This is a genomic window from Oleiphilus sp. HI0128, assembly GCF_001635365.1.
Genome location: NZ_LWGG01000802.1, coordinates 1 through 10,434 on the forward strand (window position 1 = coordinate 1; position 10,434 = coordinate 10,434).

Annotated in this window: 10 protein-coding genes; 3 read left to right on the plus strand and 7 right to left on the minus strand. The window is 44.5% G+C overall.

All coding sequences use genetic code 11. The annotated features are described in order from the left end of the window. The coding region (locus A3763_RS30115) for a transposase (RefSeq protein WP_156492056.1) at positions 1-164 on the minus strand (164 nt) is incomplete at its 3' end. A 38-nt stretch (positions 165-202) separates the two neighbouring features. Continuing rightward, positions 203-1,063, minus strand: coding sequence for a hypothetical protein (locus A3763_RS11710; protein ID WP_068634165.1), 861 nt, complete (start codon positions 1,061-1,063; stop codon positions 203-205). Positions 1,064-1,168: 105 nt separating this feature from the next. On the opposite strand from A3763_RS11710, the gene A3763_RS11715 reads away from it, so the two are divergent. Next, complete coding sequence (locus A3763_RS11715) at positions 1,169-4,189, plus strand: Tn3 family transposase (protein WP_060994423.1); 3,021 nt, start codon at positions 1,169-1,171, stop codon at positions 4,187-4,189. Between the two features lie 378 nt (positions 4,190-4,567). On the opposite strand, the gene A3763_RS11720 is transcribed toward A3763_RS11715, so the two are convergent. Next, on the minus strand, positions 4,568-4,915 hold the full coding sequence (locus A3763_RS11720) for a hypothetical protein (RefSeq protein WP_068508599.1): 348 nt from the start codon (positions 4,913-4,915) through the stop codon (positions 4,568-4,570). A gap of 671 nt (positions 4,916-5,586) precedes the next feature. Between A3763_RS11720 and A3763_RS11725 the strand changes: the two genes are divergently transcribed. After that, a complete protein-coding gene (locus A3763_RS11725) occupies positions 5,587-5,955 on the plus strand; it encodes a hypothetical protein (RefSeq protein WP_068553808.1) in 369 nt (122 codons plus the stop codon). Between the two features lie 193 nt (positions 5,956-6,148). Here the strand turns inward: A3763_RS11725 and A3763_RS11730 are convergent, their stop codons facing one another. The 3 genes from A3763_RS11730 to A3763_RS11740 all read right to left on the minus strand — a co-directional run bounded on the left by A3763_RS11730 (position 6,149) and on the right by A3763_RS11740 (position 8,600). Next, positions 6,149-6,583 (minus strand): phosphate-starvation-inducible PsiE family protein, encoded by a 435-nt coding sequence (locus A3763_RS11730; RefSeq protein ID WP_068515468.1) that lies wholly within the window; start codon positions 6,581-6,583, stop codon positions 6,149-6,151. 37 nt (positions 6,584-6,620) lie between these two features. Beyond that, positions 6,621-7,562, minus strand: a complete 942-nt coding sequence (locus tag A3763_RS11735; RefSeq protein ID WP_068508639.1) for a universal stress protein — start codon at positions 7,560-7,562, stop codon at positions 6,621-6,623. A 399-nt stretch (positions 7,563-7,961) separates the two neighbouring features. Further along, a complete protein-coding gene (locus tag A3763_RS11740) occupies positions 7,962-8,600 on the minus strand; it encodes an HPP family protein (RefSeq protein ID WP_068554077.1) in 639 nt (212 codons plus the stop codon). A gap of 256 nt (positions 8,601-8,856) precedes the next feature. Between A3763_RS11740 and nhaR the strand changes: the two genes are divergently transcribed. Continuing rightward, positions 8,857-9,771, plus strand: coding sequence for a transcriptional activator NhaR (gene nhaR, locus A3763_RS11745; protein ID WP_068554078.1), 915 nt, complete (start codon positions 8,857-8,859; stop codon positions 9,769-9,771). Here the strand turns inward: nhaR and A3763_RS11750 are convergent. After that, positions 9,755-10,081: a hypothetical protein gene (locus tag A3763_RS11750; protein ID WP_068515457.1), complete on the minus strand. Its 327-nt coding sequence runs from the start codon at positions 10,079-10,081 to the stop codon at positions 9,755-9,757. The two genes, nhaR and A3763_RS11750, sit on opposite strands and share 17 nt — an antisense overlap. Positions 10,082-10,434 lie beyond the last annotated feature (353 nt).

Genomic DNA, 10,434 nt, shown 5'->3' on the forward strand with positions numbered 1-10,434 from the left:
CTACTTTTTGTCACACTTGAACCTGGTAATTGAAATTTATCTCGCCAGGAATACAAGGTGGATAGGTTTATGTTTTCCTGGGCTGAAAACGTTCTTAATGATAACCCACTTTCAAGCCACTTCTTAACAATGGCTTCTTTAAACTCTTTTGAATAATGCTTCACTCATATTCTCTTACCGCCTCCTATTCAATTATTAAAAATTAACAGAGGCGACAACTATCCTGACACAGGGGGTTATTAATCCCTAACACATATTTAGCAGCGTCACTTATTGCAGTAAACGCCTCTTTATCAAATTCTTCAAGAGAATCTGGTAATCCTACTCTAATAATATCAGTAATTTCGCTCATTGCTTCCAATCTCCTTTCATAAGCGGGTCTGTTTTCGTCTGTCACCTGTGAATCGACATCTACAAACACCTCAGATTCGCCAGATTTAACAACGAGAGAAGGTAATACGGGCCGCTCAGAAGCCGGAGATATATAAGGGTATAAAGGACGAATGAACTGAATTTTTCTCCCCTTGGTAGCGTTATATTGAAAATTTGATATCGCTTTCGCAATCAGTACTCGTTCTAACTCACTACTAACCGGAATTAGAGTATCGGCAGAATGAATTGGAGTTACAAATACCTTTTGAGCTTCGCAGATAACTTCTTCATCTGGATCAGCGGTATTTATCACTGTATAAAGAGCAAAATATGGCCCTGACAGCTCCAGGCCTTGTTTTCCGTTAATCTCTATACTCGCATTACGTGGTAACGAAACTACATCATCATCATGCTTTAGTAGAATATTTTTCTTATCATCAACATGGATAGAGTCAACGATAGAAAACATTATGCCGTGTGGCGCTCCCTTTGGCATACTGGATGTTTCAGTAATGCGAGTAATTATCTCACAAAGCTCATCATGCTTACTCAAGCCCCACCGACTAACCTTAGCCATCGACACGCCACCAAGTCGCAGATCTCTTATTGTCTTTAGCGCTTCTCGTTTTCTAACTCCGTGACCAATTGCTAAACGATCACCAATCGGGGGTCCTAAGGATTTTGCCTCCATATATCGCAAAACCCTCTGAAGCTCCCGTCTGCCGTGGCCTGTAGAGGGCTATTAATTTCTAATTCACCAAAAATTTGTTATCTTCTTTGACCTTTAGGTCAAAGAATGAGCAGAGACAAACGGCTATCAATTCTCACTGCCGCGGAAATCGAGGATTTATACAGCGTTCCTTCCTTCAACGAGTCTTATCAGCGGTTTTACTTCGCGCTAAATGATAAAGAACTTGCGGAGCTATCCAGAATACGGCAACGCAAGTACCGTTGTGTTGCCGTTGCATTGTTGGGCTACTTCAAATGCAAACCGATCCTGCTCAACCCGAGTTATAAATCCATGCAGGATGACTTGGCATTTATTGCGCGATTTCACTTTAAAGACCTCAAGTTTCGGCGCTTTAGTTTGAAAGCGGACCAAAAATCCCGCATCTATGAGCGTGTTTTATCAATTGCTGGAGTCAACAGCTGGAAAGATAAGCAACATCAACCCCGGCTTGTTGAACATTTGCTGGTCTGCGCTGAAAGCTGGGTGGCACCCCGCGCACTCTTTGACGCAGCAATCGAGTACCTGGCCCACCAGAAGATCGCCATTCCTGCCTATAGTACCCTGCAGAAGATCGTCAGTCAGGTGATTAATCAACATCAGCAACGATTGTATGATCAGATCAATGCCGCTTGCAGCCAAAGCTTAAAGAATATGCTGCAGACACTGGTTTCCGATGAAGACCACTTTACATTGAAGCAGCTGCGCGGGAGCGCTCGCAACTTCACCGGTACCGAGCTGCAGAAAGAGCTGGCGGTGTATAACCATATTCAACCGCTAATGGAGGATGTGACGACTGTACTCGACTCGCTTTCTCTGTCCCAGAAAAACCAGCATCACTATGCCGAACGGGTTGATTATTACGGTGCTAAACTTAAGCGTCAGTCGCCTGCTAACCAATGCTTGTACCTGCTGTGCTATCTGCAGTCTCGGTACCAGCAGGGCTTGGAGCGCATTGCGGAAGGGTTCATCCATCACACTCGACAGGTGAAGCAACGAGCGCATCAGATGGCGCAGGAACGGGTTTATCAAGACTGGCAAAAGGCAGCCCGCAACGTGAGTAAAGCCGCTGAGATCCTGCACCTGTTCGTGGATGACCGCATCGACCCTAATACTTCCTTCCACGCGGTACAGCAACAGGCTTTCCAGTTTCTCAGTGCCAACGACCTGAACTCGGTCTGCCGATACCTGAGCAATCAGAAACAGTCAGCGGAGGAAGCGTTCTGGCAACACCTGGACACGGAATCCACATTGCGAACCGGCCTGTTACGGTCGCTCTTTTGCTGTCTGCGCATGGAAGGCACCGACAAAACGCAACGGTTAGCCCGGATCTTAGACCAAGCTCGGTTGGATCTGGTCGCCGGCAATATGCTCGGCGATGCCTGCATTGATCAGCGTCTACCGCCGAAAGCCACACGACCACTATTGCTAAAACCCGATGGCAGTATAGATAAAGCCAGGTATGAATGGTTCCTGTACCTGCAGATTCCCAACCGGTTAAACGGCCAGCTAATGCTGCCGGAAGTCATTCGATATCGGGCGTTAGAGGATGATCTGGTGAAGCCACAGACCTGGAAAAACCAGAAGCAGGTCTTGGTCGAGGGTACGCAGCAACCGAAAATCTCCAAGGATCCGACGCGACTGATCCCGCGTATGGCGGATGAGCTGACCCTTCGGTTACACGAGGTCAGCGAATACTTGGAACGTTCGGACAATCGGGACGTGATACTGCGCCCGAAAGGCGGCAAACACCTTTGGCGGTTGCCTACAGCCAGTAAGAAACACCTGGTGAATAATCCGTTCTTCCAACAAATGAGAGCGATCAGCGTTGCCGATGTCTTGCGCGTGGTGGATCAGGATACCGGATTCATTGACGACTTCGAGCATGTGCTGGGCATGAACTCGAAAAGCCGTCAATACGAAGTGGACCTGTTGGCGATCTTGATCGCCAATGCCACTAATCAGGGCATCTATGGCATCGCTCAGATCTCCGATCGGACCTATGATCAGCTCAGCACTATCCAGGCGAACTACCTTCGGCTGGAAACCCTGAATGCGGCCAATGACCGTATCAACAACGCTACCACACGACTGAGCATCTTCAAGCACTACAACATCCAGGATGACAGTCTGCATGCCAGTGCCGATGGTCAGAAGTTCGAAGCCAAGCGCGAGACGTTCCGTACACGGTATTCCTCAAAATACTTCGGTACCAGCAAAGGCGTCTCGGCGGTCAGTCTGAATGCCAATCATATGGCCATCAATGCCCGGGTTATCGGCGCCAACGAACATGAATCCCATTACATCTTTGACCTGTTGATGAACAACAGTACTGAGATTATCCCGGACATGCTCTCAACTGACACTCATGGGGTAAATCATGTGAACTTTGCCTTGCTCGATCTGTTCGGTTATCGGTTCGCCCCCCGATATGCCCGGGTTGGCAAGGTCATCAATGAGCTGTTCAACATCACCGAAGACGAAAATCAGCGCGTGAAACTATCGTTGCGCAAGCCGATCAACACGAAACGCATCATAGACCACTGGGACACCATCCAGCGGATCGCAGTCTCTCTAGCCCAGCGGAAAACCAGCCAAGCTACGTTGGTGCGTAAACTCTCCGGCTACAAGCACAACCACCCGTTACTGGAGGCTCTGACTGAATACAACCGGTTACTGAAGGCCCAGTATCTGCTGAACTACATCGATGACGCCAGCCTTAGAAACCATGTGCAGCGAGCGCTGAACCGGGGTGAAGCTTATCACCAGTTGCGTCGGGCGATCAGCAACGTCAACGGCGACCGGTTCCGAGGCAATAGCGATGAGGAGATCCAAATCTGGAACGAAAGTGCCCGACTGGTGGCTAATGCCATCATCTACTTCAACTCGAAAGTACTCAGTAACCTGCTGGACAGCTTCGAGGAACAGCGCAATGACAGATACCAGGAAACAGTCAAGCGGGCCTCACCGGTAGCTTGGGAGAACATCAACTTCCGGGGTACATACACGTTCGCGCCGACGGGCGAACTGCCAAAACTGGAGGACTTAATGGCACCGATTGAGGGCTATCGACCTAGAAATGAAAGTTGATACCCCTCTACAAGCCACGGCAGACGGGGGCTTCAGAGGTTTTTGCAATATATGGAGGCAAAATCCCTAGGCCCCCTATAAAAACCTAGAGATATTTTCTTTATATAACAGCACGTTATGGACAAAAATGTAAAATCTGCTCCCTATATTGTTGGGGAGCCAAGGTATAGCTATTCAAAGTAAACAGGCTTTGTACCTAACCACTTATGCTGTATTGCAGTAAAAGATCCGTCAGTTTTCATACTCTGAAACGCTCCCTTAAGTTGTTGATATCTAATCATGTCCAATTCTTTTGAAATGCCAATATAAGCCCCCGTACAGGAGCCTTCAACACGATAAGAAAGCAACGCCAAGCCTTGGTATTCATGGCCATACGTTTTAGGACCTAAGCATCTCAAACTCGTAGTCATCGTAGAAATACCCAACAATTCGACCGAGTTTCAGCATCTTACGATACTGTTCACTTCTCGGTAGGAAGTAGAGAATAGCATTCAAAGCCTCCTCATTTTTTAGGCGATCATCGAAGTACTCCGAATAACTCGCGCCCGAGAGGTAGCCTACTTTTTGCTGCCTTTGTTGCGCCAGCTTTACTAGATCATCCAATGCTTTGATCGGAAGGTATGCGTCTTGATCTCTCACAACCAAACCAATACATGTCGTTCGGATTGGGCTTAGCCAATGCATATTTAGAACGCACATTACTTTTAGTAAGGTTAGGAATAACATGAATCTCTCCACGTTCCATTTCGATCAAACTTCTTTTAAAAGGTTTAAAGACCACATCGTAGCTTAAATCGGCGCGAGCAAAGATTTCCTGTAGCACCTCCGTGTCCATACCATACCAGTGGTTTCCTTCTTTATACGTAACTGGGTAGTAGCCAGGATTGGCTTTTACTATGATTGAGTCCGCAAATGCATAAAAGGGAGGAACAAACCCCAGCAACGTCACACAAATTGTAAGCAGAAAACTCCGTCTAAAAAACAAATTCATATACTCACTAATTTTTAAAATTTCATCAGTATAAAACAGCCCTTTCCAAAGCTATCCATATAAGCCTTCAAATTAATTATGACTTTAAAAGTAATAATTCAATACTTTGATTAGATATTGGCCTCTTATATTAAACGCTAGTATTTCCCTTAAACAGTATAGGTGAGAAATACTTACCATGAGCACCAATATACCAGCAAATATCTACTTCAACCTTTCCGTCAACCACAAGATGCTGGGATCTATGACCTATAAAAAATATCTGAATTTCAAATAGTATGTTTTTAACGAGCATCCAGTAAATTTTTATCTGCTTTTTATATCACCAATTTTATTCAAAATAGATCGTGCATATATGGTCATACCGATTTTGGTAGGCATCTATTCAAGCTTATAGGAGAGTAATATGAACATCTCAGTCAACACACGAACAGCTTTTATTAGCCCTGGCGTTAGATTCGACCTTGAGCGAAGATTAGGACGAATGTATCGAAAGGCTGCAGGGTCTATTCAACGAATCAACGTTAACCTAGAAGATGTGAATGGCCCAAAAGGCGGCGTTGATAAACAATGCAAAGTTAAGGTTACACTGTTCGGGCTCCCGTCGATTCTTATTACTACTAAACGAGACAGCACAGAGAAAGCATTTGTAGATGCATTACAAAAAGTAAACCAGACCTTGTTTCGTAAGCTCAAAAAACATAATCGAGTTCGCAGAGCTACTCCCTTGCTCGACGTTACTGAAGAGGCCAATGAAGCCAAACTGGTTGTTTAACCTCTAGCAACAACAGGCTGCAGATCGATCAACCCTGACTGGGTGAATCGCTGACGCAGTCTGCTTTTGACGCTGCAACAAAACCTTTAATCAAGACACCGTATCCTCTCTCCGCGAAAACACCTTTAAAAATCAGGTCACAAAATAACTATACGAATTTACCCCTCCGCTCAGGATAGTTAGAGTCAATGATCTACTGTGATTTTTCAGGTAGTTTATGAACTACCCAGTATCCCACACTCATCGCGAAGACTAGTACTGCGGTGGCATAAACATACTCTGGTTGAACCTCTTTGTAATCCAGAATAATCACCTTTCGCGCTACCGCCATTAGGGCAGTAGCCATCACAATCTTTACATGAATCACATCATCACGTAGATAGACGGTAATATTGATAAGGATCTCAATGGCAATCAAGACTGCCATGAACGCCCCAAACGTTGCCAACATATCAGAGATAGTGAGTATAAACAGCGGCGGTGTTATGAGCTTTTGATACAGTGTCCAGCCAACATCAATAACGCCCATCACAATAACGACAGCCATCAATATTGAGAGTAACCGGACGCAGTACCGAACCAAGACATAAATACGAGAAATCAAAATACTTTCAGTGTCATTTTTCATCTTAAGTGTCCTATCTAATAAGGTATTGAATCACTCACTATTTAACAACAGGAGACTCAAACCCTTCTGGCTTCAAAGTCAGCACTGAGCAATTGACCTTACCCAAAATAGACTCTGCGGTATTGCCTATGATCATGCCAGCAACATTTGAACGGCACACAGTCCCCATCACCAAGATATCAATTGACTGATCATCGACGAATTTGGGTATTTCATTCTTGGGCTGCCCCTCAACTAAATGTATCTCTCGAATACGCCGCTTAGCATGCCCCGTTAGGGCGTCAACTCTCTCTTTCCTAGAGTGCTTTTCTTCTCTTGCCATAGCTCCGACCTCGAAGTCACTGCGCCGCCCCCAAGTACTAAGATACCCTTCACCCGCAAGGTGCCAGATATGAACAATATGCAGCTCTGCGCGATATAACTCCGCCAGGCTCAAAGCTGCATCAAGTATCTGCTGATTCAAGCCGCTATCAACATCAATGTTACTTACATCGATAGCTGCGGCTATTTTCATTTCAGGGCACATTTTTTGGTGGCCAATCGCGAAAGTTGGCGTGGGTGACTTACGCATCAGGTGCATCAAAGTGCTTCCCATAACACTACTATCTTTCTTGTTGGTACTAGGCTTAGAGATGGCAATACAATCATAGTGGCCCCGCAACGCACTTAATATAAGATTGATAAATGCCACGCCTGTTACAACTTCGCGCTCAAATAACACATCAGGAAGCTTTTTTTCTAAGAGCGCAATCATGGCATCCAGCCGCTCAAGCTCAACATTGATTGCGTGCTCTAGGAGTGTCGCAGGAGAGGCTCTCATATAACCCGAGATTCTAGAAAAGTCAGCGTCTTCGATTACAGTAATAAACTTAACCTCTAGCGGTTCATCATTGTCACTCCTCAAGCCGATAAGCTCACCCAAGCTTGGAGCAATTCCACCTCCTGGAGAAATAGGTACCATAATATGATTCAATTTCATTTTTAGTCCCTCTCATAATTTGGAAAATATAATCCAACACTTGACAGCACTAATCATCAACTAAAACGATTAAAAGCTAAGCCATTATTTCAACTATTAATGCTCGTAAAAATCAGATTTTAGCTAAATGATTACTCGATTTTAACGAACATAAAGTTATGCTAAGAGTATTGCAGAATATAAAAAAACCCCGCAATGCGGGGTGTCTCGAAAGTTCGCTCGAGCAAGGGAGTTAGAATGGTTTGTATTCGATAGCTTCATACAGCTACTTAATATAGCCTCAGTTTCTCAATGAACATTCCCTTAAAAAAGCAGTTTAATTCGTTCATTTAATAAGGAATTTTCTGACACAGATAAATCTTCGCCTAGATCTCTTTGGGGGCTTAAGTCTCTTTCGCGCTAACACCACATTGAAAGAGGAGGGTTGGCAGTCACACACCTTAAAATATCAGTGCGGGAGACAATCCCCACTAAACGATGCTCAGCATCCACAATAGGGATTGCATCCAAGCTATACATGACTAAGGCCTTGGCCACTCTACGAACATCTGTCACAGGATCCGCTGAAACAACAGATTTCCCCCTTGTTTGGATAACACTCGATAATGAAGTGTCCCGCCCCATTTGAACCGACGATTGAGACAAGAGCTTAGCGTATATTTGTTGGCGAGAGATTACTGAAACTAGCTGCCCTTTATTATCCAGAACAGGAACTACCTGATAATGCACCTGTTCGAATAACTCAAGTACGTATCCCCATGTATCGCTTAGCTGAACACTAACGACCGGTTGGCTCATAACTTGGTAAGCATGATAAACAGCTTCTTGCTGTGAGTTTTTCTTAAGCAAATTCTGATATTCAGAAATCGCTTTGACGGGCACATCATAGGAACTTCTGGCTTGCTCATTCTCTTCAAGCTCTACTTCTGTATAATTTAAACTCGGTATTGTCGAGGTATTGGCGGGTTTCTCAACCTTCCTAAGCTTTTCCAACGGCCCAGCGAAGGCCCGTCCACTCGGTGAATATACATAGAACATAGCAAAATCCCCCAATACAATTTATACGACTTAGATCATCCCGCCTTTCTGGGATCGATAAAAGTAGCTTTTTACTTACTAAACGGTCGCTTTTTTCGATCATAAGGAAAGCTTCTACAATACTGAAAATAAACATTAAGCTGACACTAAACAAACCATCATCGAAAAAACCGATCTAAAATCACATTATCTTCGTATATAACTTGCAATATTGATGAATTACGATTGTCAGTCAATACACCTTAGGGGGCTTAGCATGAGACATATCAATTACAACCACCTGCTATATTTTTGGACCGTCGCTCGAGAAGGCTCCGTCGCAAAAGCAGCTGAGTCTCTTCATTTAACGCCTCAAACAATCAGCGGTCAGCTGAAAATGCTTGAAGAAACTATCGGTGAGCCTCTGTTTCAAAGAGTGGGTCGCGGCCTAGTTATCACCGAGATGGGGCGCATGGTTGAGCAATACGCCGATGAAATATTCAGCCTGGGCGCTGAGCTTACTCAACGAGTCAAAAGCAAGCAGCCCGGAGCACCAATTACTTTCAATGTTGGAATCGTAAACTCCATTCCCAAACTCATCGCTTATAAACTTCTCGAAGCAGCTATGAAACTAGATGATCCGGTAAAAATCGTCTGTATGGAGAGCGACCTAGATAGCTTGCTTGGAGATTTAGCCGTTCACAAACTTGATTTGGTGCTATCTGATCGCAGTATTCCTACCGGGCTCAATGTTAAAGCCTTTAGCCATGAGCTAGGTTCTAGTAGCTTATCTTTCTTTGGCACAGACGAATTGCGGCACCAACATTCAGGAGAGTTCCCTGAATTGCTAAATGAGGCACCCGTTCTTCTCCCTCTGAATGATCATGCTTTACGTAGAAGCTTGGATGATTGGTTTGATCAGGTAGACATATCACCAAATGTCATCGCAGAGTTTGACGATAGTGCATTGCTAAAAGCATTTGGCGAAGGCGGTGCAGGTTTTTTTCCTGCGCCATCAGCCATGGCAAGCCAAGTTGAGCGCATGTATAACGTTAAGTCGATTGGTGAGATAAACAATGTTAGCGAACACTTCTTTGTTATTTCACCAGAGCGAAAATTGAAACATCCGGCTGTCGTTGCAATTACCGATGCAGCACGACGAAGCTTTTCATCTATTAGCCAAGCATCTTAGCTGCCGCTTCATCTGAAATTCCGCGCATGCGGCGCAGCATATAACGTTTTGCTTTGGCAAAGCTCTGTTCAATCGCGACACCACAATTTTCGCTCTCTACCGCTAGCTGTAAGTGCTCCCCTACACATGGGTGAATATTCAGCTCACAGTAGTAAAGAGCTCTATTATCATGTTCTTGTTGGCGTTCCTCTATCAACAGATTTACTGATTCAATATCAGTGTTAATGCCACTCAGGTGAAAGGAATAGTAAAGATCGACTGTTCTGCTCCAGTTACGCATTACGTGCTCACTTACATTTAGGTACAGCATAATTTCAACTCCGTGTTTTTTTACTATGCTAACGACCAACTACCCTAGGTATCCATAAGTTATTCACTCATAAATACTTCGAAGTATCCGAAGTATTTATGAGTGGCAATTTAAATCCATGCTTTCCCCCAGCCGTTTGGTTAAAGATCCAAAAAAAATTGATCAGTTTTTTTCGATCATATTGAGCTGAATATTCGACTTTTTCATAGCTAGGTAAAAGCATATAAATGTCTTCTCATCATTTAAAGCAAGGACCTACCTATGACAAAAGTTTTTCGAGAAATGGTTGAGCATGACGCAGCAGGGGGAATTCTATTAATTCTCGCGGCTTTGGCGGCACTCATCATGGCGAA

Excerpts from the sequence above, each read along its gene's own strand:
- A3763_RS11750 (WP_068515457.1), bottom strand. The coding sequence starts at position 10,081 with ATGCTGTACCTAAATGTAAGTGAGCACGTAATGCGTAACTGGAGCAGA.
- A3763_RS11710 (WP_068634165.1), bottom strand. The coding sequence starts at position 1,063 with ATGGAGGCAAAATCCTTAGGACCCCCGATTGGTGATCGTTTAGCAATT.
- A3763_RS11715 (WP_060994423.1), top strand. The coding sequence starts at position 1,169 with ATGAGCAGAGACAAACGGCTATCAATTCTCACTGCCGCGGAAATCGAG.
- A3763_RS11740 (WP_068554077.1), bottom strand. The coding sequence starts at position 8,600 with ATGTTCTATGTATATTCACCGAGTGGACGGGCCTTCGCTGGGCCGTTG.
- A3763_RS11725 (WP_068553808.1), top strand. The coding sequence starts at position 5,587 with ATGAACATCTCAGTCAACACACGAACAGCTTTTATTAGCCCTGGCGTT.
- A3763_RS11720 (WP_068508599.1), bottom strand. The coding sequence starts at position 4,915 with ATGTTATTCCTAACCTTACTAAAAGTAATGTGCGTTCTAAATATGCAT.
- nhaR (WP_068554078.1), top strand. The coding sequence starts at position 8,857 with ATGAGACATATCAATTACAACCACCTGCTATATTTTTGGACCGTCGCT.
- A3763_RS11735 (WP_068508639.1), bottom strand. The coding sequence starts at position 7,562 with ATGAAATTGAATCATATTATGGTACCTATTTCTCCAGGAGGTGGAATT.
- A3763_RS11730 (WP_068515468.1), bottom strand. The coding sequence starts at position 6,583 with ATGAAAAATGACACTGAAAGTATTTTGATTTCTCGTATTTATGTCTTG.